This is a genomic window from Promicromonospora sp. NPDC059942, assembly GCF_042731755.1.
Lineage (GTDB): Bacteria > Actinomycetota > Actinomycetes > Actinomycetales > Cellulomonadaceae > Promicromonospora.
This window is the reverse complement of the sequence record NZ_JBHWLR010000007.1, coordinates 1-20,501: the sequence shown is the minus strand read 5'-3', so window position 1 is coordinate 20,501 and position 20,501 is coordinate 1. Positions and strand designations below refer to the sequence as shown.

Sequence of the window (20,501 nt, the reverse complement as noted above, 5' to 3'; positions counted from 1 at the left end):
GGCGGGAGGCGGGTTTTAGTGGCACCGACACACCCCACCCCAAACACCCCACAGCGGGAGCTTTTTGGGGGCTTGGGGGGGAGACACCGGATCCCGCGGAGCGGTGACGGGGGTCAGCCCGTCAGGCGGCCTCGGCGAACGCGCGGTAGCTGACCGCGGAACGCTGTGCCGGCGCGTGGTCGGCGAGGTGGTCCGGCACGTGGTCCGGCACCGTGTCGACGGCGTCCTCGACGACGCGCAGCGCGGCCGCCTCCTTCGCGGCGCGCTTCTTGGCCCGCACCACGGTGTACACGGCGTTCACGCCGATCAGGATGGCGGCCATGTTCGACGCGGCGGACGGCCAGATGCCGTTCGCCGCGGCCACCGTGAGCAGGGTCCCGGCCGCCAGCATGTTGGTGCCCTGGAACGCGAGGGAATCGGCGCTCCAGCGCCCGCGGCTGACCATGGCATAGGCCACGAGGCCGGCGATGGCGCCAACCCAGCCGAGGACGGTGACGACCAGCATGAGGGACATGAGGAACTCCTGGGGAACCTGCTCGAAACGATTCGAGAATGTGGCGGAGACCGAGAACCGGTATCCATGGGGGAAGGGTGGCCGACGGTCCGGGAGGTGCTGGGTCCAGCCGCTGCCAGGGTCAATCATGAGCCAGATCCGGCTTCAGCACAATCGAATGTTTGTGACTCCGGGATGTAGCATCGCTACATGGCCACTGACCCGCGAAGACTCGCTTTCCTCCTTGCCGTGCATCGCGCCGGCGGGGTGCTGGCGGCGGCCGACCTCCTGCACGTCACACCGTCCGCCGTGTCCCAGCAGATCGCCAGGCTGGAGGCCGAAGAAGGTATCGACGTGCTGGACCGGGGGCCCCGCGGCGTGACGCTGACGCCCGCCGGCCGGGTGCTCGCCGACGCGGCCGAACGCATCGAGGCGGAGCTCGTCCAGGCGCGGCAGGCCGTGGCCGCGCTGGAGGGCGAGCTCACGGGCCGGATCTCCGTCGGGTCCATCCAGACGGCGATCCGTACCGTCGTCGCGCCGATGCTCGTCTCGCTCGCGGAACGGCACCCGCACATCGAGGTCGACGTCCAGGAGCACGACCCGACCGACTCCGTGCGCCGGCTGCGCGCCGGCGACCTGGACGCGGTGGTGCTGGAGCGCGACGTCGCCGTCGACGCCCCGGCCCCGCGCGGTGCGCACGACGTGCCCCTGCTCGACGAGCCGCGGCGCATCGTGGTCCCCACCAGCCTGCCCGAGCCCGAGCGGCTGGACGACCTCGCGACCCTCACGTGGGTGGGCCCGCAGGCCGGCTCGGCGGCCGAGCGCGCCGCGAGCCGGCTCGCCGCGCAGCTCGGCACGACGTTCGAGACGCGCCACGCCTACAACGACTTCGACACCGCGATCTCCCTGGTCGCCGCCGGCCAGGGCGTCGCGATGCTGCCGGCCCTGGCCCTCCAGCAGGAGGTGCCGGACGGCGTCGCCGTGGTGGCGCTCGCCGGGCTCGGCTCGCGGCGGCTCGTGGTGCGGCACCGGCAGAACCGGCACGAGCCGGGCCCGATCGTCCGGGCCGTGGTGGACGAGATGGTCGTGGCGGCCCGCGAGATCGACCTGGGGTAGCGCCGGTGGCTTGTCCGCGCCGCTACGATGTCCGCATAACTGAACATCTTCAAACGGCCCTGGCTCGATCGGATCGATCTCGATCAGCTCGACCAGGACCGTGCCGCCAGAACCGCGGCGGGAGAGTCCGGCCCCGCGCCGTCGTCGTCCAGACGCCGCGCGACCCGGCGCCGAAGGAGCAATTTCCTCCCCGGGAATCTCTCAGGCCCCCGTACCGCCGCGGCGAGGCAACTCTGGAAAGCGAGCCGCCACCGGGCTACCGGTGCGCCGGCTCCACCGACGGTGCAAGCCGGCGCGTCCCGCCCTCCTCCCCGCTGTCCGGGAGGGAACATGACGGACCGGCAAAACTCTCAGGTCGACGCATGCCCGCGAGCGGGCACGGGTCCGATGACAGAGCGGGGAGGGACCGCAGTCGTCCCCACGCCCTCGGACAGCCAGGAGCCCGCCGTGAGCACGCCCCACAACCCCGACGTCTTTGCCGACCGGCATCTCGGCCCGCGCGGCCGCGAGGTCCGCACCATGCTGGACCAGCTCGGCATCGACACGATGGACACCCTCGTCGACCGGGCCGTCCCCAAGGCGATCCGCAGCCAGGCGCCGCTGAACCTGCCTGCCGCCCGCACCGAGGCGGAGGTGCTCGCGCACCTCCGCGAGCTCGCGGGCAAGAACCAGGTCAAGACCCAGATGATCGGGCAGGGCTTCTACGGCACGCACACGCCCGCCGTCATCCGCCGCAACGTGCTCGAGTCGCCCGCCTGGTACACGGCCTACACGCCGTACCAGCCGGAGATCAGCCAGGGCCGGCTCGAGGCGCTCCTCAACTTCCAGACCGCGGTCGAGGACCTCACGGGCCTCGAGATCGCGAACGCCTCCCTGCTCGACGAGGCCAGCGCCGTCGCCGAGGCCGTCGCCCTGATGTGGCGCGCGTCGCGGGCCAAGGAGGGCTACGTCGTCCTGGACGCCGACCTGTTCGGCCAGTCGCTCGCCGTGGCCCGGGGCCGCGCCGAGGCGATCGGCCTCCCGGTCGTCGTCGCGGACCTCTCGAACGGCCTGCAGGCGGGCCTCCCCGCCGAGCCCCCGGCCGGCCAGCTCGTGGGCCTCGTGCTGCAGCAGGCCGGTGCCTCCGGCCGCGTGCTCGACGCCCGCGGCGTGATCGCCGAGGCCAAGGCCGCCGGCGCGCTCGTCACCGTCGCCACCGACCTGCTCGCCCTGACGCTCCTGGCCAGCCCGGGCGAGCTCGGCGCCGACATCTCGGTGGGCTCCGCGCAACGCTTCGGCGTCCCGCTGTTCTACGGCGGCCCGCACGCCGCCTACATGGCCGTGAAGAAGGGCCTGGAGCGCCAGCTCCCCGGCCGCCTGGTCGGCGTCTCCATCGACGTCGACGGCGCCTCCGGATACCGCCTCGCCCTGGCCACCCGCGAGCAGCACATCCGCCGCGAGAAGGCCACGAGCAACATCTGCACCGCCCAGGCCCTGCTGGCCATCGTGGCCAGCATGTACGCGGTCTACCACGGCCCGGAGGGCCTCAAGGCGATCGCCACCCGCGTCCACACCCACGCGGCAGACCTGGCAGCAGCCCTGAGCGCCGCAGGCGTCGAGATCGAGCACACCACCTTCTTCGACACCATCCGCCTGAACACCCCGGGCCAGGCCCAGGAGATCGCCCGAGCAGCAGCCGACGCCGGCTACAACCTGTTCGTGCCGGACGCGAACCACGTCCAGATCAGCACGGACGAGACGACAACAGCGCAGGACGTCGCGGTAGTCGCCACCTCCGTCCTCACCACCCTGGGCCTGGAGCCGAACCACACCGCCGACTTCTCTGCGGACGCAACCCTCCCCGCAGCAGTCCAGCGCGAGACCGCATACCTCCAGCACCCCATCTTCCACCAGCACCGCTCCGAGACCAGCATGCTCCGCTACCTGCGCAAGCTCTCCGACAAGGACCTCGCGCTGGACCGCACCATGATCCCGCTGGGCTCCTGCACCATGAAGCTCAACGCGACCGCCGAGATGGAGGCCATCTCGTGGCCCGGCTTCGCGGACATCCACCCGTACGCCCCGGTCGACCAGACGCAGGGCTACACCGAGCTCGTCACCGCGCTGGAGAGCCAGCTCGCCGAGATCACCGGTTACGCCGCCGTCTCCGTGCAGCCCAACGCGGGCAGCCAGGGCGAGTTCGCGGGCCTGCTCGCGATCAAGGGCTATCACGCGTCGCGCGGCGAGGAGCACCGCGACATCGTGCTCATCCCGGCGTCGGCGCACGGGACCAACGCGGCGTCGGCGGCGCTCGCGGGCCTGCGCGTCGTGGTGGTGTCCACGGCGGACGACGGCGAGATCCTGCTCGACGACCTGCGCGCCAAGCTCGACCAGCACGGCCCGCAGGTGGCCGGGATCATGATCACCTACCCGTCCACGCACGGCGTGTACGAGGAGCACGTGCGCGAGGTCTGCGACCTGGTGCACGAGGCCGGCGGCCAGGTGTACATCGACGGCGCCAACCTGAACGCGCTGGTCGGTCTGGCGCGGCCGGGTGAGTTCGGCGGCGACGTCTCGCACCTGAACCTGCACAAGACGTTCTGCATCCCGCACGGCGGCGGCGGCCCCGGCGTCGGCCCGGTCGCGGTGGCCGAGCACCTGGTGCCGTTCCTCCCGGGCGACCCGACGCCGGGTCTCGGGCAGGGCGAGGCCGGGGCGGCGGGCATCCCCGTGGCCTCGACGCGCTACGGCTCCGCCGGCATCCTGCCGATCTCGTACGCCTACGTGGCGCTGATGGGGCCGGACGGGCTGACCGAGGCGACCAAGGCCGCCGTCCTCACCGCGAACTACGTGGCGAGCCGGCTCGACCCGCACTTCCCCGTGCTGTACACGGGCCCGAACGGGCTGGTCGCGCACGAGTGCATCCTCGACCTGCGCAAGATCACCGCCGAGACCGGCGTGACCGCGGAGGACGTCTCCAAGCGGCTCATGGACTACGGCTTCCACGCCCCCACGCTGGCGTTCCCCGTGCCGGGCACGCTCATGGTGGAGCCCACTGAGTCGGAGGACCTCGCCGAGCTCGACCGGTTCGTCGACGCGATGATCGCCATCCGTGGCGAGATCGACGCCGTCGCGGCCGGCCGCTGGACCGCCGAGGAGTCGCCGCTGCGCGGTGCGCCGCACACCGCGGCGTCGGTCATGACGGACGAGTGGACCAAGGCGTACCCGCGTGAGCTGGCCGCGTTCCCCGTCGCCTCGCTCCGCGGGAACAAGTACTGGCCGCCGGTGCGCCGCATCGACGGGGCCAAGGGCGACCGCAACCTGGTGTGCTCGTGCCCGCCGGTCGAGGCCTTCGCCGAGTGACCTGCCAGACCGAGCCGGAGCTGTCAGACGTGCAGGTCACCCGGGTGACCCGTACGTCTGACACGACGCCGACGAGAGGAATGACCGATGGGTGAGGACCGTAGGACTCCGCTGTACGACGAGCACGTGGCGCTCGGCGCCTCGATGACGCCGTTCGGCGGCTGGCTGATGCCGCTGCGCTACACGTCCGACCTGGCCGAGCACCGGGCCGTGCGCGACGCCGCCGGCCTGTTCGACCTGTCGCACATGGGCAACATCAACGTGACGGGGCCGGACGCCGCGGCGTTCCTCGACCACGCCCTCGTCGGCTACATCTCGAAGGTCCGCGAGATGGGCGCGCGGTACTCGATGATCTGCGCCGAGGACGGCAGCGTGCTGGACGACCTGATCGTCTACCACGACGCCCCCGGCGCGTACTCCGTGATCGCGAACGCCGCGAACGCCGAGCTGGTGATGGGCAAGCTGCAGGAGCGCACCGCCGGGTTCGACGTGGTGCTCAAGGACGTCCAGCCGGGTCAGGCGCTGATCGCGGTGCAGGGTCCGCGGGCCGTCGAGATCATGCTCGCCACCGAGGGCCTCGTGGAGGACGCCGAGATCTCGGGCGGCACCGCGTTCGCCGACCTCAAGTACTACGCGTGCATGGGCATGCGGTTCCAGGGTGAGCCGCTGCTCGTGGGCCGCACCGGCTACACCGGCGAGGACGGGTTCGAGCTCTGGGTCTCCGCCGACCGGGCCGTCGCGCTCTGGCGCGCCCTGCTCGCCGCGGGCGAGCCCCTCGGGCTGGTCCCGGCCGGCCTCTCGGCCCGCGACTCGCTGCGCCTCGAGGCCGGGATGCCGCTCTACGGCCACGAGCTCGACACGACGACCACGCCCTTCGAGGCCGGGATGGGCCGCGTGGTGCGGCTCGACAAGGCGACCGAGGACGGCACGCCGATCCCGTTCGTCGGCCGGGACGCCCTGGCCGCGCGCAAGGAGTCGGCGCCCGCTCGGGTGCTCGTCGGGCTGCGCGGCGAGGGGCGTCGTCCCGCGCGTGCGGACTACGAGGTGGTGCAGCGCGGCGTCGGCACCGAGGTGGGGGCCGTCGTCGGGCGCGTGACGTCCGGTGCGCCGTCGCCCACGCTCGGCTACCCGATCGCGATGGCCTACGTGACGCCCGAGGTGTCGGCCGAGGGCACCGAGCTCGCCGTCGACGTGCGCGGACGGGCCGAACCGTTCGTGGTGGTGCCCATGCCGTTCTACCGTCGTCCTCAGAACTGACCTACACGCAAGGAGCTGTCATGGCTGACTTCCCCGAGAACCTGAAGTACACCACCGAGCACGAGTGGCTGGACCAGTCCACCCCTGCCGTCATCGGCGTGACCGACGTCGCCGCCGAGGCGCTCGGCGACGTGGTCTACCTGGAGCTGCCCGAGGTGGGCGCCACCATCGAGGCGGGCTCCGTGGTGGGCGAGATCGAGTCCACCAAGTCGGTGTCCGAGCTCTACTCCCCGGTGAGCGGCACCGTGACCGAGGTGAACACCGAGGCCGTGGACAACCCGGAGATCGTCAACCAGGACCCGTACGGCAAGGGCTGGCTCTTCAAGGTCGAGGTGTCCGGCGCGGGCGAGCTCCTCACCGCGGCGCAGTACGCGGAGCACACCGGGGCCTGACCGGCCCCAGGTCTGTCGGGGCCGTGGGCGAAACCGCCCCCTGAGATGCACTTTCGTGCGCTCGGGGGGCGGTTTTGATATCGGAAAGGTAACAGTCAAGAAGTTCTTTCAGAACCGCGTCATGAAGTTGCGGCGGCTGAGTCCTTCTCATAGCAGCAACCGTAGGCCGGAACCCCAGAACCGGCCGCTGTGTGGAGGAAAACGACCATGACCGCGATGACCCTTGACCACCGTCTCCCCAGCCTCACTCGTCGTGAGCGGGTGATCCTGGCGAACCTCACCGAGGACGCCACACTCGAGCAGATCGCTCGACGGCTCTACGTCACCCGCAACACGGTGAAGACGCAGGTACGCAGTGTGTACCGCAAGCTCGGCGTGTCCTCACGCGCGGAGGCGATCGCCAAGGCGAACGAGTTCGACATCGTCGCCTGACACGCAGCAACCACCCGACGACGGCGCCATTCCCCAGAGGCGCCGTCGTCGCGCTGTGTCCGGACGTGATGGCTCGTCGCTCCGGCCGGACCCGGACCGGCCGGACGGGCCGGGTGGGAGACTGCTCGGCATGCAGCAGACCCTCATCGACGTGGTCGCCGCCGTGATCGTGGACGACCTGGCCCGGCCCACCCGGCTGCTCGCCGCGCGTCGGTCGGCGCCGCCGGCGCTCGCCGGCCGCTGGGAGCTCCCCGGCGGCAAGGTGGAACCCGGCGAGGCGCACGTCGAGGCGTTGCGCCGCGAGCTCGTCGAGGAGCTCGGGGTGCGGGTCGACGTCGGCGCCGAGGTACCCGGGCCCGACGACGGCGCCTGGCCGATCACGGAACGGCACCGCATGCGGGTGTGGTTCGTGCTGCCGTCGGACGGCACGCCCGAGCCGCTCCAGGACCACGACGAGCTGCGCTGGCTCACGGCGGCCGAGCTGGACGACGTGCCCTGGCTCGACGGCGACGTCCCGATCGTGACGGCCCTCGCGGGCCGGCTCACACGGGACTAGCGAGCGCTCGCGCCCACGTTCCGGCGGCTGCGGGCCGCGGCGACGCGGTGCCCCAGCGGCACGAACGCGCCGTCCATCAGCACCGGCACCACGTCGGTGGCGTCGACCTCGGTGGCGATCATGACGTCGTCGGCGAACCCGGAGTCGAGCAGCTCGCGGCCGCTCGCCGTGCCGCCCACGGAGTCGACGATGTCCCGGGTGCCCTTCCACAGCGTGACCGTGGCCTCGGTCTCGGGGGAGATGCTCACGTCGGGCAGCATCGCGGTGAGCCGCGCGGCGATGGAGCCGACGGCCAGGTAGTCCTCCAGCGCGGGGCGCAGCGTGTCGTCGGGCCAGCGTTCGCCCACGGGGACCAGCACGACGTCGTGCCGCTCGGACGCGGCCAGGTGTGCTGCGGCGAGGCCGGCCACGGCCTTCGCGTTGCGCAGGCTGCCGGCGACGATCAGGGCGCCGCGGTTGGCGATGGTGTGGCAGATCTGCGCGGCGCTCGGGGACGGGATCACGAGGCGCTCGGCGTCGAGATCCTGCAGTGACGCGGGCGAGATGCTGATGCCGTCCTCCCACCGCGGGCCGGCGAGGGCCGCGCGCATCGTGCGCGCGAGCCGGGCCGCCCCGGCGGGATCGTGGTACGGGAACGGGTACACGCCGGCGCCCTGCTCACAGGCCACGGTGACCGTGGTCGAGAAGGAGAGCACGTCCACCACGACCACGAGCGACGAGCGCGCATCGGTGGCGGTGAGGGCGAGCGCACCGGAGATGCCCCAGTCCGTGCGCACACGGGCAGGACGTTGGTCGAAGGCCGGGGACGTGTTTGCCACGAACGCATCGTAGTGTCACCCGAACTCGCCCATGTTTCGCGTTCAGTGAACAACGTTGCGATTCGGGTGATATTCACACTTTGGTCGTTGGGCCATAACCTCGCCGCGCAACCCTGCCGCAGAACGCTCCCCCGACTCCCCAGAAGGAACGAGCATGCGACGAGTCATGTCCGGCACGCGGCCGGAAAAGCCGCGAGGAATACTCACCAAAGCGCTGACCTGCACAGTTGCCACCGCATTTCTCGTGGCCCCCGCGAGCGGCGCCTTTGCGGCGCCGCTGCCCGCACCGGAGGACGTGCCGCGCGCCGCCACGGCGCTGACCGCGCCGACGCCCTTCGCGAGCGCTCCGCTGCCGTCCGGCGGATCCGCGGAAACTTCCGGAGAAGTCACCCCGCTCCGGCTCGACGACGACGGCGACGCCATCGTCACCCGCCGCGAGGAGCGGCGGATCGCGCCCGGGCTCGAGCTCACGCGGTTCGCGCGCCTGGGGGAGGACGGCTGGCTCAGCGGCGAGGTGCTCGTCGCCGACCTCGGCGCGACGGGCGCCGACGGGCAGGTGCCCCGGGGCACCGTGCGCGTCGGCTACGTGGGCGCGGAGCACGTCGCCGACACCGCGCCGGTCTCCGAGATGGCGTCCTCGCGCGGCGCGATCGCCGCGATCAACGGCGACTACTTCGACATCAACAACTCGGGCGCCGCGCTCGGCGCGAGCATCGACGACGGCACGCTGGTCAAGTCCGCGTCGCCCGGCCGGGAGCGGTCGGTCGCGTTCGGGTCGGACGGCGTGGGGCGGCTCGCCCAGATCTTCCTGGAGGGCTCGGTGAGCTGGGCCGCGGGGTCGGGCAGTGCTCCGGCCGGCGACACCGGCGCCCGCACCGAGCTCCCGGTCAGCGGCCTGAACGTCACAGCCCTGCCCCAGGGCGGGGTGGCCGTGTTCGACGCCGGGTGGGGGGCCTTCACGCGCGCCCGTCCCCTGGCGGCCGGCGAGCAGGGGGTCGAGGTGACGGTCGACGCCGACGGCACCGTGACCGCCGTCGGGCGGCCCGGGGACGGGCAGCTCCCGGACGGGACGCGCGCCGTCGTGGCCCGGCCCGGTGCCGCGGCCGACGCGCTGGCCGAGCTGCGGCCGGGCGACCAGGTGGACCTGGCCTACGGCGTCCGCGCGGACGCGGGCGACGTCGCGGTCGCGATCGGCGGCGGGCCGGAGGACCCGCTGCTGGAGGACGGCGAGGTCACCTCCGCGACCGGCGACCACGTGGAGCTGCGGCACCCGCGGACCGCGGTCGGTTTCGACGCGGCCGGCACGCGCGCGTACTTCGTGGTGGTGGACGGCCGCCAGACCCACAGCATCGGCATGAACCTCTACGAGCTGGGCGAGCTCATGGCCCAGCTCGGCGCCGACGACGCGATCAACCTCGACGGCGGCGGCTCCTCCGAGATGGTCGCCCGGCTGCCCGGCGACGCCGCCAACACGATCCTGAACAGCCCGTCCGACGGCTACGAGCGGTCCGACGCGAACGGCCTCGGCCTGTACGTGCCCGCCGGATCGGGCCGCGTCGCGGCCTACGACGTGCGCACCACGGTCCCGGCGGACGACGCCGACCGCGTCTTCCCCCGCCTGCACCGCACCCTGACCGGCAAGGGGTACGACGACACGATGGGCCCCGTCGCCACCGAACCGTCCTCCTGGCGCGCCCGCGACGGGCGGGTCGCATCCGTGCGGGACGGCGTGGTCACCGGCCGCCGGACCGGCAGCACCACGGTGACCGCGGCGTCGCTGAGTCGCTTCGGCCTCGCCACCGGCACCACCGAGGTGGAGGTGCTGGGCGACCTCGTCCGAACGGGCGTGGACACGCCGGTGATCGGGCTGGAGGACGCCGACGCGACCGCGCCGCTCGTGCTGACCGGCTACGACGCGCGGGGGTTCTCGGCGCCGATCGAGGCGCGGGACGTCACCGTGACGGCGACCGAGCCGGGCGAGCCCCGGCTCGCCGGGGTGCGCGCGACCCGCGAACCGGTCGCGGAGCTCGTCCCCCAGGCCGACGGGTCCTTCGAGGTCCGCGCGCTCGCGGCGGTGGGCGGCACCACGTTCGAGCTGTCCGTGCCCGGCCCGGACGGGACGTACCTGACCACCGAGGTGGCCGTGACGGTCAGCCTGGAGGAGGACGTCGTCGCCGACTTCGCTGACGCCGCCTCCTGGACCTCGGCGAACGACCGGGCGCCGGGCGGTTCGCTCGCCGCGGCGGCGGGCCACGACGGCGCCGCGGGCCTGCGGATGACGTACGACTTCACGAGGTCGACGGCCACGCGCGGCCAGTACGCGGTGCTGCCCGAGGCCGCGGCGGGCGGGCGCGAGCTGCCCGGCGCGCCCCGCGCGGTGACGATGTGGGTGGACGGCGACGGCCACGGCGCGTGGCTGCGGCTCCAGGTGCGGCAGGGCGACGGGGTGGTCACGCAGCTCGACGGCCCCGAGGTCACCTGGACGGGGTGGCGGCAGGTCACCTTCCCGGTGCCCGCCGGCGTCGCGTTCCCGCTCAAGCTCCAGCGCGTGCGCGCGCTGGAGACGACGGCGGGCGAGCAGTACACGGGCGCGCTGACCCTGTCGGCGATCGCCGCGCAGGTGCCGCCCGCCGTGGACGCCCCCGAGGCGCCCCGGGTCGAGGACCCGGTCGTGGCCGCCGACGGCGCCACCGACGACGCGCCCCTGCGGGTGGCCGTCCTGTCCGACGCCCAGTTCGTGGCGCGGGACCCGGAGTCGGGCGCCGTGGCCGGTGCCCGCGACGCGCTCCGCGAGATCGTCGCCGACGACCCGGACCTGCTGGTCATCAACGGCGACCTGGTGGACGAGGCCGCTCCCGAGGACTTCGACCTCGCCCGGCGCGTGCTGACCGAGGAGCTCGCCGACGCCGACTTCCCCTGGTACTACCTGCCCGGCAACCACGAGGTGATGGGCGGCTCGATCGCCAACTTCGAGGAGGAGTTCGGCGAGCGGACCCGCGTGCTGGACGTCCCGACGCCGGGCCGGACGGGTGGCACGACGCGGCTCGTCATGCTCGACTCGTCGTCGGGCCGCCTCGGCACGGACTTCGCGCAGGTGCAGATGCTGCGCGAGGCGCTCGACGACGCCGCGACCGACCGCGCCGTCACCGGCGTGCTGGTGTTCGCGCACCACCCCCTCGACGACCCGCTGCCGACCAAGGCCAGCCAGCTCACCGACCGCCTGGAGGCGGACATGCTGCGCGGGTGGTTCGAGGACTTCGAGGAGACGTCCGGCAAGTCGATCGCCTCGGTGGGCTCCCACGTCGGCGTCTTCCACGCGAGCACGCAGGACGGCGTCCCGTACCTGGTCAACGGCAACTCCGGGAAGGGCCCGGCGAGCACCCCGGCCGACGGTGGCTTCACCGGCTGGTCGATGCTGGGCGTCCACCCGGCGTCGGGCAAGGTGTCGGGGCCGTCGGGCGGCGGCCGGTCCGCCGACCCGTGGCTTGCCTGGGAGGTCAACACCCGCGCCGAGCAGGTGACGGTCTCCGGGCCGGAGTCGCTCGAGGTGGGCGGGACCGCGGTGGTGAGCGCCGTCGTCGTGCAGGACGGGACCCGGGAGGTGCCGGTGGCCTGGCCCGTCTCGGCGCGCTGGGGCGGTTCGGGCGTGTGCGTGACGGACGAGCGGGGCCGTGCCGCCCTGCGGGACTGCTCGCGCCACGCGGTGGTCGCGCTCGACCCCGCGACGCACGAGCTGACGGCCCTGCGCGCGGGCCGGGCCACGGTGACCGTCACGGTCAACGGGGCGTACGGCGAGCTGACCGTCGGCACGAGCCGGTAGGGCGGTAGATTTGCCCCATGAGCAACTTCGAGGTGGCACGCAGGCAGAAGCAGGAGCCCACGGCGGCGCTGGTGGTTCGCTTCATCGTGTGCTTCGCCCTGTTCCTGGGCGGGTTCGCGCTGATGGCCGTCGGCTCGATCGGTGACGCGGCGTCGTCGCCGTACCTGTTCGTGGGCGGCATCCTCGCCGTCGGGCTGTCGTTCGGCCTGCCGATGATCGGCGCCACCGAGCGGTAGCAAGCACGAGACGCAGAGCGCCCGTCCGGTTCCGACCGGGCGGGCGCTCTCGTGTCTTCTTCACCCACAACGTTCTGGTGCGCCCGTCCGTGGATGGGGGTGGAGCCTGGCGCTGAGCGGTGTGCGCAGCGGGACAGGCACCGTCGAACGGACAGGAACTCGCGATGTCTCTGCTCAACTCGTCCCGCACCCCTCTCTTCCGCCGGGGGCTGGTGGCGCTGGCCACCTCCGCGGCGCTGCTCGCCGGCGGCCTCGTCGTGGCCCCGTCGGCGCAGTCCTCGTCGCTGCCGGTGGTCGACGTCCACAAGTCCCAGGGCACCACGGTCACCACCTCGATGTTCGCCTCGGGCTCGATCATCACGGGCGACGTGGAGCAGCAGAAGCTCTACCCCGCCAAGGTGGGCTACTCGGTCTCCCTCGCGGCGTCCGGCGGAACCATGCTGGGTGCGGAGGTCGAGGTCACGGTCCAGAAGGTCAACAGCCGGCAGGTTCGCAAGCGCACCATCGAGATGAAGCGCACCACCACCGGCTTCCAGAGCAGGGGGACCCTCAACTTCAACGGGGCGGTCATCCTCCCCGGGACCTACCGCGTGGGCGTCGAGGTGTTCACGGTGGTGCGCAAGCAGGACGGCACGCGGGTGCGGCACCTCGTCGACGTGAGCAACGGCAAGTCGGTGCAGCTCCGCCGGGACACGCTGACCAAGGGGACCATCAGCACGCAGGCGACGGACGGCCGCTCCGCGCGGATCAACGCCACCACGCGCGTGCTGACCATCGACCGCGGGACGCTCGCGTGGGGGCCGAACCGCTTCGGCACCGCCGTACTCTCCTTCGACGCCGACGGTCCGTACGAGCCGAAGAAGCCCGTCTTCGTGCGGGACCTGAAGATCGGGTCCGACGGCCGGATCTCGACGGTCGTCGAGTCCCGCAAGGGCTGGTGGAAGGTCACCTACCAGGGGACCTCGAGCCGCGGCTCCTCCGTGGCGTGGATCGGGCAGGGCGACGTCGGCTGCGGCTGCTGACCGCACCGGGCCGGCGGCGGGTCCCGCCGCCGGCCGGGACAGGGACGAGGGAGGGTCGCGGCCGAGTGCCGCGGCCCTCCGCCGTCTTCATCCACAACGATTCCCGGCGGCTCTCCGTACTTGTGGGTACAAGGCCCGACGGCGAGCGACGTGCTCGGGGCGGGCATCCTCCGAAGGACGGGAACACCACGATGTCTCTGCACAGCACGTCTCGTACCTCTCTCTTCCGCCGTGGCCTGGTCGCGCTGGCCTCCGCCACGGCCCTTCTCGCCGGCGGCCTGGTCGTCGCCCCGGCGGCACAGGCCGCGTCGCTGCCGGTGGTCGACGTCCACAAGCGCCAGGGCACCACGGTCACCACGTCGATGTACGCCTCGGGCTCCACGATCTGGGGCAACTCGGAGACGGAGCAGGTCCGCCCCGCCAGGTTCGGGTACACCGTCGCCCTCAAGGCCTCCGGCGGCACCATGCTGGGGTCGGAGGTCGAGGTCACGCTCCAGAAGATCGACCGGCAGCCGGTGCGCAAGCGCACGATCGTCCTGAAGCGCACCAGCAGCACCGCCATGATCAAGCGGGGCGCCATCAACTTCACGGGGACCATCGACCCCGGGACCTACCGCGTGGGTGTCGAGGTGTTCACCGTGATCCGCAAGGCGGACGGGACCCGGGTGCGGCACCAGATCGACGTGAACGAGGCGCAGCGGGTCCAGTTCCGCCGCGCCACCATGGTCCACGCGGGCATCTCGACCGATGCGACCGACGGCCGGCCCGCGCGGATCAACGCGACCGCGAAGGTGCTCCGGGTCGCCGACGACGGCTCGGTCTCGTGGCTGCGACTCCGCTCGGGCGCCGCGATCCTCTCGTACGACCCGGACGGCCCGTGGGGTGAGAAGAGAGCCGTCTTCGTGCGGGACCTGAAGATCGGGTCCGACGGCCGGATCTCGACGGTCGTCAAGGCTCGCGACGGGTACTGGAAGGTCACCTACGTGGGCAACTCCCGCTTCGCCGACGGCACCGGCTGGATCCCCGAGCTCTGCGGTTGCTGAGCACAGGTGCCGGCGGCGGGTCCCGTCGTCGGCCGGGAACAGGTGTGAGCGAGGGTCGCGGCCGTGGGCCGCGGCCCTCCGCCGTCTTCATCCTCAACGTTTCCTGGGAGCTGTCCGTACTTGTGGGTACAAGGCCCGACGACGAGCGACGTGCTCGGGGCGGGCATCCTCCGAAAGACGGGAACAGCACGATGTCTCTGCACAGCACGTCTCGCAGCTCTCTTCTCAGCCGTGGTCTGGTCGCACTGGTGGCCTCCACCGCCCTCCTCGCCGGCGGCCTGGTCGTCGCCCCGGCGGCACAGGCCGCGTCGCTGCCGGTGGTCGACGTCCACAAGCGCCAGGGCACCACGGTCACCACGTCGATGTTCGCCCGAGGCGCCACCATCGACGGCAGCGTCTCCTACCCGGAACTCAACCCCGCGTCCGCCAAGTTCAGGTACTCCGTCGCGCTGAAGGCGTCCGGCGGGACCCTGCTCGGAGCCGAGGCTCAGGTCACGCTCCAGAAGATCGACCGCCAGCCGGTGCGTAGGCGCACCATCGAGCTGAAGCGCACCAGCAGCACCGGCATGCTCACGCGGGGAAGCATCAACTTCACCGGGACCATCGACCCCGGGACCTACCGCGCGGGCGTCGAGATCTTCACGGTGGTGCGCAAGCCCGACGGGACGAGGGTCCGGCACCACATCGACGTGAACAACGCCAACACGGTGCAGTTCCGGCGCAGCACCTGGACCGAGGGGTCCATCTCGACGCAGGCGACCGACGGCCGACCCGCGCGGATCAATGCGACGACGCGCGTGATGCGGATCGCCGATGACGGATCCATGTCGTGGCTGCGGCTCCGTTCGGGCGCCGCGATCCTCTCGTTCGACGCCGACGGCCCGTACGGAGACAAGCGCGCCACCTTCGTGCGGGACCTGAGGATCGGGTCCGACGCTCGAATCTCGACGGTCGTCACGTCCCGGAAGGGATGGTGGAAGGTCACCTACCCCGGGACCTCCCGGTTTGCCGATTCGCAGGCTTGGATCGCGCAGGGCGTCCCTGGGGGATGCGGCTGCTGATCACCAGGGTCGGCGTGCTTCGTCGTCGGCTCGGAGACACACCAGGAGAAGGGCCGCAGCCGCAGGCTGCGGCCCTTCTTGCTCCCTCTCGGTTGCCCCAGGGGCAGGTCTGGAAACGCTGTGTCACCCGTGTGTCACAGGTTTGTTAGAACCATTGACAGATTCCGACCCGAGTGAAAACGTGACCTGCACCACCACGAAGGAGAGGGACGGCAATGGCGCAGTACAAGAGGCTTGGCGGGATCATGGCGATCACGCTCGCCGCTACGACCGGACTGACGGCCTGCGGGTTCGGCGGGTCCAGCGGGGAGGCGACCGGCGACGGGACGACTCTCGACCTGCTCGTCCCCAGCTACTCCGACGCCACCCAGGGGAACTGGGACGACGTGATCGCCGGATTCGAGGAGGCGAACCCCGACATCGACGTCAACCTGCAGGTCGAGTCCTGGGACAACCTCGAGTCCGTCATCGCCACCAAGATCCAGGGCGGCGACGCACCCGACATCTACAACGGCGGCCCCTTCGCCGGCTTCGCCGCGGACGAGCTGCTGTACCCGGTCGAGGAGGTCACCTCCGAGGAGACCTACGCCGACTTCCAGCCCACGTTCCTGGAGAACGCCCAGGTGGACGGCACCACCTACGGCCTGCCGTTCATCGCCTCCGCCCGCGCGCTGTTCGTCAACGACGCGCTCCTGGAGGAGGCCGGCGCCGAGGTCCCCACCACCTGGGACGAACTGCTCGAGTCCGCCAAGAAGGTCTCGGAGCTCGGCGGCGGCGTGGCCGGCTACGGCATGCCGCTCGGTTCGGAGGAGGCGCAGGCCGAGGCAGCAGTGTGGCTGTGGGGCGGCGGCGGAACCTTCGGCGACGCCGAGGCCATCACCATCGACACCCCCGAGAACCTCCCGGGTGCCGAGTTCGCCAAGAAGATGATCGACGAGGGCGCCACGCAGGCCGACGCCGGCGCGACGGACCGCAGCCCGCTGTTCGACATCTTCGTCCAGGGCAAGGTCGGCATGCAGATCGGCCTGCCGCCGAGCGTCGGGCAGATCGAGTCCGACAACCCGGACCTGGAGTACTCGATCCACCCCATCCCCACCGAGGACGGCTCGCCGTTCACGCTGGGCGTGGCCGACCACCTCATGGCGTTCCAGAACGACGGCGACAAGCAGGAGGCCATCACGGCCTTCTTCGACTACTTCTACTCCGCCGACGTCTACGTGCCGTGGGTCCAGGCCGAGGGCTTCCTGCCCACCACCCTCTCGGGCTCCGAGCAGCTCGCCGGCGAGGAGGCGCTCGCACCGTTCCTCGAGGTGCTGCCCGACGCGCAGTTCTACCCGAGCACCAACCCGGACTGGCAGGCCGCGGACTCCGCGTTCAAGGCCCTCTTCGGCCAGCTCGACGGGAAGAAGTCGGCGCAGGACGTCCTGACCGAGATCCAGGGACAGGTCGACGCGGGCTGACGCCCCGCACCGACCGCCGTGCCCGGCACGGCTGACCACACGCAACGCCGAACCGAAAGCACGGGGAACTTGGTGAAGGACCTGTTGAAGGCCCTGCCGTGGATCGGGCCCGCGGTCGCACTCATTGCGGCCGTGGTCCTGTTCCCGGTCGGCCTGATGTTCTGGAACTCGACACGCGACATCAGCCAGAGCGGCTTGGACGACGGGGGAGTGGGCCTCGCGAACTTCGCGACGGTCATCGGCTTCCAGTACTTCTGGCCCATCCTCGGCCGCACCGTCGTGTGGGTCGTGGTCGTCGTGGCCTGCACCCTGATCGGGTCGCTGGCGCTCGCGGCACTGCTGAACAAGGCGTTCCCCGGCCGCAGGCTGGTGCGGATGGCCGTCATCGTGCCGTGGGCCTCCAGCGTCGTCATGACGACGCTCGTGGTGCACTACGGCCTGGAGCCGTACTTCGGCATCATCAACTCGTTCCTCGTGGACGTCGGCCTGATCAGCACGCCGGAGGGCTACGGCTGGACCCGCCACCCCGGCACCGCGTTCGCGTGGGCCATGGCGGTCGCCGTGTTCGTGTCGCTGCCGTTCACCACCTACACGGTGCTCGCCGGGCTCCAGACGGTGCCCGGCGAGACCGTGGAGGCCGCGCGCATCGACGGGGCGAGCGGGGCGCGCACCTACTTCAGCGTGGTGCTGCCGCAGCTGCGGGGCGCCATCTCGGTGGCGGTGCTGATCAACATCATCAACGTGTTCAACTCGCTGCCGATCCTGCGCGTCATGACGGGGTCCATCCCCGGGTACGACGCCGACACCGTCATGACGATGATCTTCAAGTACATGCAGAACCAGCGGCAGATCGACCTGGCCAGCGCGCTGTCCGTCATCGCGTTCCTGGTGGTCATCGCCATCGTCGCCGTCTACGTGCGGGTCGTCCGCCCCCTGGAGGAGGTCTGATGACCGCGATCACCGACCCGGGGACCACCGCGCACAGCGCGGCCCGGCCGCCGTCGGACAACCGGAGGCGGGTGCGGAAGTACACGACGGACCAGGTGCCGCTCGGGTCGCTGCTGCTCCGGCTGCTGGCCGGGCTCGTGGTGCTGGTGGTCTTCCTGCTGCCGTACCTGATCATGTTCTTCGGCTCCGTGAAGACGAAGGCCGAGATCAGGTCGGTCGACCCCACCTACTTCCCCACGGAGTGGCACTGGGACAACTACGTCACGATGTGGTCCACGCCCGAGACGCCGCTGGCGCAGAACCTGATCTCCACCCTGGTGATCTCGCTGTGCGCCACGCTGCTCGTGCTGGCCGTGGCGCTGCCCGCCGCCTACTACACGGCGCGGTTCCGGTTCACGGGCCGGCTGTTCTTCCTGTTCCTCGTGATCGTGACCCAGATGGTGCAGCCCGCCGTGCTGACGTCGGGTCTGTTCCGGCAGTTCATCGCCATCGGGATCCTCGACACGTGGGTCGCGATGATCCTGGTCAACGCCGCGTTCAACCTGTCGTTCGCGGTCTGGATCATGCACAGCTTCTTCGCGGGCATCCCCAAGGAGGTCGACGAGGCGGCGCAGCTCGACGGCGCCGGGACGTTCGCCGTCCTGACCAAGATCAACCTGCCGCTCGTCTGGCCGGGCATCGTGACGGCGGTCGTGTTCACGTTCGTCGCCTCCTGGAACGAGTTCGCGGCCTCGCTGGTGCTGCTGACGACGGCGGGCAACCAGCCGCTGTCAGTGGCGCTCACCAAGTTCGTGGGCCAGTACGAGACGTCCTGGCAGTACGTGTTCGGGGTGTCCGTCGTGGCGATCGTGCCCGTGGTGATCCTGTTCATGATCATCGAGAAGCGCCTGGTGGGCGGCCTGGTGGCCGGGTCGGTGAAGTAGCGGGCGGGCCCGGTCCACACACCGTGGACCGGGCCGTCTCGACCTCCGGACGAATTCTGTCCCAGTGCTGGACGGTCGCTTAGCATGGTGGCGAACCCCATCCAGAGCGGTCGAGAGTCCTGGCTCCCTGACACCGCAGCAACCTGCCGACCTTCCGCCGCGTCGCCGCGGCGCGAGGGACGCAAGGTGCTCACGCCAGGTTCGATGGAGCAGCCATGGTCGCCGAGGTACACCCGCACCGCCCGACGGTGTCGTTCGAGCTGATGCCTCCGCGCCGGCCGAATGCCGCGCCCAACTTCTGGGAGACGGCGCAGCGGCTCGTGGCGGCCCGCCCGGACTTCGTCTCCGTGACCTACGGGGCGGCCGGCGGCGACCGGGCCACCGCGCGCGAGGTGCTCGCGACCCTGCTGCGTGGCACGCCCGTGCTCCCGGTGGCCCACCTGACCTGCGTGGGCGCGTCCCGTGAGGACGTTTCCGCGGTGATCGAGGAGTTCCTCGAGGCCGGGGTGCGCTCCTTCCTCGCCCTGCGCGGCGACCCGCCGCGCGACGAGCCGGACTGGCGCCCCCCGGCCGACGGCGTCCGTTCCAGCGTGGACCTCGTGCGGCTCCTGCGGCAGGTGGACGAGCGGCGGTGCGCCGCCGACGTCAGCACGGCGCTGCGCTCGGCCGCCCGGCCGCTGGCCATCGCCGTCGCCACGTTTCCGGACGGCAACCCCGGGGCCGGCACCACGCGCGAGCAGGAGGTGCGCCGGCTGCTGGAGAAGCAGGAGGCGGGCGCGAGCTTCGCGATCACCCAGTTCTTCTACCGCGCGGACTCGTACACCGGGTTCGTCGAGGCGGCCCGGGCGGAGGGCGTGACCATCCCGATCCTGGCCGGGATCCTGCCCACCACCGAGGCCCGCCGCCTGCGCCGCGTCCAGGAGCTCACGGGGGTGGCGGCGCCCGCGGACCTCCTGCGCGACCTCGACCGGCTCACCGCGCCCGACGGCGCCGTCGACCCCGAGGCCCAGCACGCGCACGGCATCGAGTTCTCCGCGGCGCTCGCGCGCGAAGTGCTCGACGCCGGCACGCCCGGCCTGCACGTCTACACGTTCAACAAGCACCGCCCGGCCCTGGACCTCCTGGACCGAGTGGGCCTAACGGGCCGAGCCGCCGCCTAACCCCCTTCGTTGAGTGCTGGCTATTTGTTGCTTTCCGCGCCCGAAACCAACAAATAGCCAGCACTCAACGGGTTGGGCGGGCATGTTGTGTGGGGGATGGGGTGGGTGTGATGTACCCGCCGGTCGGCAGAGCGGCCGATACTACGGATGAAATCGGCACGTCACAGCGCGACCGAACCGTGGAGGCCCCACCGTGCACGAACACGACCACAGCTCCACCGACTGCAGTCCCGACAGCCACGCCGCGTTCGGGCGGCGCGACCTGCTGCGTAGCGCCGTCGTCCTCGGCATCGGTGCCGCGGGCGCGACGATCGCCGCGCCCGCCGCCGTCGCCGCCCCCGCCCCCGGGCCCGCGGCTCCCGCCGGGAGCGCGCCCGGCGCCGCCCCGGCGCGGACGGCGGACGCCCCGCCCTCCCTGGCCC

At 71.7% G+C, this 20,501-nt stretch carries 17 protein-coding genes, 1 pseudogene and 2 riboswitches; of the genes and pseudogenes, 16 read left to right on the top strand and 2 right to left on the bottom strand.

The features are described from left to right. Positions 1-121: 121 nt before the first annotated feature. Positions 122-514 carry a hypothetical protein gene (locus ACFV9Q_RS13000; RefSeq protein WP_377234755.1) on the bottom strand — a complete coding sequence of 131 codons (393 nt, stop codon included), beginning with the start codon at positions 512-514 and terminating at the stop codon, positions 122-124. Between the two features lie 189 nt (positions 515-703). On the opposite strand from ACFV9Q_RS13000, the gene ACFV9Q_RS12995 reads away from it, so the two are divergent. The 6 genes from ACFV9Q_RS12995 to ACFV9Q_RS12970 all read left to right on the top strand — a co-directional run bounded on the left by ACFV9Q_RS12995 (position 704) and on the right by ACFV9Q_RS12970 (position 7,588). Beyond that, a complete protein-coding gene (locus ACFV9Q_RS12995) occupies positions 704-1,609 on the top strand; it encodes a LysR family transcriptional regulator (protein ID WP_377234754.1) in 906 nt (301 codons plus the stop codon). Positions 1,610-1,717: 108 nt separating this feature from the next. Next, positions 1,718-1,836: riboswitch (glycine riboswitch) on the top strand. A gap of 160 nt (positions 1,837-1,996) precedes the next feature. Then, positions 1,997-4,951, top strand: coding sequence for an aminomethyl-transferring glycine dehydrogenase (gene gcvP, locus ACFV9Q_RS12990; protein ID WP_377234753.1), 2,955 nt, complete (start codon positions 1,997-1,999; stop codon positions 4,949-4,951). Positions 4,952-5,038: 87 nt separating this feature from the next. Next, a complete protein-coding gene (gene gcvT / locus ACFV9Q_RS12985; protein WP_377234752.1) occupies positions 5,039-6,208 on the top strand; it encodes a glycine cleavage system aminomethyltransferase GcvT in 1,170 nt (389 codons plus the stop codon). Positions 6,209-6,228: 20 nt separating this feature from the next. Beyond that, positions 6,229-6,600 (top strand): glycine cleavage system protein GcvH, encoded by a 372-nt coding sequence (gcvH, locus tag ACFV9Q_RS12980; RefSeq protein ID WP_377229829.1) that lies wholly within the window; start codon positions 6,229-6,231, stop codon positions 6,598-6,600. Between the two features lie 207 nt (positions 6,601-6,807). Then, positions 6,808-7,032: a helix-turn-helix transcriptional regulator gene (locus ACFV9Q_RS12975; protein WP_285100614.1), complete on the top strand. Its 225-nt coding sequence runs from the start codon at positions 6,808-6,810 to the stop codon at positions 7,030-7,032. A gap of 130 nt (positions 7,033-7,162) precedes the next feature. After that, on the top strand, positions 7,163-7,588 hold the full coding sequence (locus tag ACFV9Q_RS12970) for a (deoxy)nucleoside triphosphate pyrophosphohydrolase (RefSeq protein ID WP_377234751.1): 426 nt from the start codon (positions 7,163-7,165) through the stop codon (positions 7,586-7,588). Here the strand turns inward: ACFV9Q_RS12970 and ACFV9Q_RS12965 are convergent. Beyond that, the gene (locus ACFV9Q_RS12965; RefSeq protein ID WP_377229831.1) at positions 7,585-8,406 is read right to left on the bottom strand and encodes a 2-phosphosulfolactate phosphatase; all 822 of its coding nucleotides are present in this window, start codon (positions 8,404-8,406) and stop codon (positions 7,585-7,587) included. The genes ACFV9Q_RS12970 and ACFV9Q_RS12965 overlap by 4 nt on opposite strands. 244 nt (positions 8,407-8,650) lie before the next feature. On the opposite strand from ACFV9Q_RS12965, the gene ACFV9Q_RS12960 reads away from it, so the two are divergent. From ACFV9Q_RS12960 to ACFV9Q_RS12915, 10 genes and pseudogenes are all read left to right on the top strand, one after another. After that, positions 8,651-12,226 carry a phosphodiester glycosidase family protein gene (locus ACFV9Q_RS12960; protein WP_377234750.1) on the top strand — a complete coding sequence of 1,192 codons (3,576 nt, stop codon included), beginning with the start codon at positions 8,651-8,653 and terminating at the stop codon, positions 12,224-12,226. A gap of 17 nt (positions 12,227-12,243) precedes the next feature. Continuing rightward, on the top strand, positions 12,244-12,462 hold the full coding sequence (locus tag ACFV9Q_RS12955) for a hypothetical protein (RefSeq protein WP_020013596.1): 219 nt from the start codon (positions 12,244-12,246) through the stop codon (positions 12,460-12,462). 164 nt (positions 12,463-12,626) lie between these two features. Further along, a complete protein-coding gene (locus ACFV9Q_RS12950; RefSeq protein ID WP_377234749.1) occupies positions 12,627-13,484 on the top strand; it encodes a hypothetical protein in 858 nt (285 codons plus the stop codon). Between the two features lie 191 nt (positions 13,485-13,675). Further along, positions 13,676-14,527, top strand: a complete 852-nt coding sequence (locus ACFV9Q_RS12945) for a hypothetical protein (RefSeq protein ID WP_377234748.1) — start codon at positions 13,676-13,678, stop codon at positions 14,525-14,527. A gap of 248 nt (positions 14,528-14,775) precedes the next feature. After that, the gene (locus ACFV9Q_RS12940) at positions 14,776-15,588 is read left to right on the top strand and encodes a hypothetical protein (protein WP_377234747.1); all 813 of its coding nucleotides are present in this window, start codon (positions 14,776-14,778) and stop codon (positions 15,586-15,588) included. A 215-nt stretch (positions 15,589-15,803) separates the two neighbouring features. Next, positions 15,804-17,048 (top strand): extracellular solute-binding protein, encoded by a 1,245-nt coding sequence (locus tag ACFV9Q_RS12935; protein ID WP_377232145.1) that lies wholly within the window; start codon positions 15,804-15,806, stop codon positions 17,046-17,048. Positions 17,049-17,120: 72 nt separating this feature from the next. Then, a complete protein-coding gene (locus tag ACFV9Q_RS12930; RefSeq protein ID WP_377232146.1) occupies positions 17,121-17,996 on the top strand; it encodes a carbohydrate ABC transporter permease in 876 nt (291 codons plus the stop codon). Further along, complete coding sequence (locus ACFV9Q_RS12925) at positions 17,996-18,919, top strand: carbohydrate ABC transporter permease (RefSeq protein ID WP_377232147.1); 924 nt, start codon at positions 17,996-17,998, stop codon at positions 18,917-18,919. Before ACFV9Q_RS12930 ends, ACFV9Q_RS12925 begins: the two co-directional genes overlap by 1 nt. A gap of 94 nt (positions 18,920-19,013) precedes the next feature. Next, positions 19,014-19,130: riboswitch (SAM riboswitch) on the top strand. Between the two features lie 4 nt (positions 19,131-19,134). Continuing rightward, entirely contained in the window at positions 19,135-20,079 is a 945-nt protein-coding gene (locus ACFV9Q_RS12920) for a methylenetetrahydrofolate reductase (RefSeq protein WP_377234746.1), read from the top strand. 193 nt (positions 20,080-20,272) lie between these two features. After that, positions 20,273-20,501: pseudogene (locus tag ACFV9Q_RS12915) on the top strand (hypothetical protein); the annotation flags it as partial.

Bases quoted from the DNA above. Each gene is read 5' to 3' on its own strand.
- ACFV9Q_RS13000 (WP_377234755.1), bottom strand. From the start codon at position 514: ATGTCCCTCATGCTGGTCGTCACCGTCCTCGGCTGGGTTGGCGCCATC.
- ACFV9Q_RS12920 (WP_377234746.1), top strand. From the start codon at position 19,135: ATGGTCGCCGAGGTACACCCGCACCGCCCGACGGTGTCGTTCGAGCTG.
- ACFV9Q_RS12975 (WP_285100614.1), top strand. From the start codon at position 6,808: ATGACCGCGATGACCCTTGACCACCGTCTCCCCAGCCTCACTCGTCGT.
- ACFV9Q_RS12925 (WP_377232147.1), top strand. From the start codon at position 17,996: ATGACCGCGATCACCGACCCGGGGACCACCGCGCACAGCGCGGCCCGG.
- ACFV9Q_RS12995 (WP_377234754.1), top strand. From the start codon at position 704: ATGGCCACTGACCCGCGAAGACTCGCTTTCCTCCTTGCCGTGCATCGC.
- gcvP (WP_377234753.1), top strand. From the start codon at position 1,997: ATGACAGAGCGGGGAGGGACCGCAGTCGTCCCCACGCCCTCGGACAGC.
- gcvH (WP_377229829.1), top strand. From the start codon at position 6,229: ATGGCTGACTTCCCCGAGAACCTGAAGTACACCACCGAGCACGAGTGG.
- gcvT (WP_377234752.1), top strand. From the start codon at position 5,039: ATGGGTGAGGACCGTAGGACTCCGCTGTACGACGAGCACGTGGCGCTC.
- ACFV9Q_RS12955 (WP_020013596.1), top strand. From the start codon at position 12,244: ATGAGCAACTTCGAGGTGGCACGCAGGCAGAAGCAGGAGCCCACGGCG.
- ACFV9Q_RS12950 (WP_377234749.1), top strand. From the start codon at position 12,627: ATGTCTCTGCTCAACTCGTCCCGCACCCCTCTCTTCCGCCGGGGGCTG.
- ACFV9Q_RS12945 (WP_377234748.1), top strand. From the start codon at position 13,676: ATGTCTCTGCACAGCACGTCTCGTACCTCTCTCTTCCGCCGTGGCCTG.
- ACFV9Q_RS12970 (WP_377234751.1), top strand. From the start codon at position 7,163: ATGCAGCAGACCCTCATCGACGTGGTCGCCGCCGTGATCGTGGACGAC.
- ACFV9Q_RS12935 (WP_377232145.1), top strand. From the start codon at position 15,804: ATGGCGCAGTACAAGAGGCTTGGCGGGATCATGGCGATCACGCTCGCC.